The organism is Treponema endosymbiont of Eucomonympha sp. (assembly GCF_001028545.1).
The window spans coordinates 1-461 of sequence record NZ_BBPW01000606.1 but is presented as its reverse complement, the minus strand read 5'-3'; the positions used below and the strand labels follow the sequence as shown (position 1 = coordinate 461).

Genomic DNA, 461 nt, shown 5'->3' with positions numbered 1-461 from the left:
GCGGACTAGGTCAAAACGCCGCGAATCAAAATGCCGGTCATCGGGGACGCCGAGCGGAAGAGTACCGAAAAAGAGGGGGAAATCGGCTTCGCCCCCAAAGCGGCGCTGCAAGAAGCGCAAAGGTGCCTTGAATGCGGCTGCGGCGAGGCGAACGACTGCAGGCTGCGGCAGTACGCGACGCGCTACAAAGCCGACCAGAATCTGTTCGGCGCACCAACGGAAGGCGGAAGGCGAACGTACCGTGCGGACAAGTCGCACGGCAAAATCAGCATGGAAGTCCATAAGTGCATAAACTGCGGCGCGTGCGTCCGCGTCTGCGCCGAGGTGAAGGGACTTAACGTGCTGTCCTTCGTCAACCGAGGCTTTGCGACCCGCATGCTGGTGCCGTTCGGACATTCGCTGGTCGATTCTCCGTGCGACGGCTGCGGTGAATGCGTCAAGGTGTGCCCGACTGCCGGCAT

At 61.6% G+C, this 461-nt stretch carries 1 protein-coding gene; it reads left to right on the top strand.

From position 1 onward, the window contains the following. Positions 1-30 precede the first annotated feature (30 nt). Positions 31-461, top strand: a 431-nt coding sequence (locus AWU74_RS08285) for a 4Fe-4S dicluster domain-containing protein (protein WP_238580272.1), incomplete at its 3' end; no start/stop codon positions are given.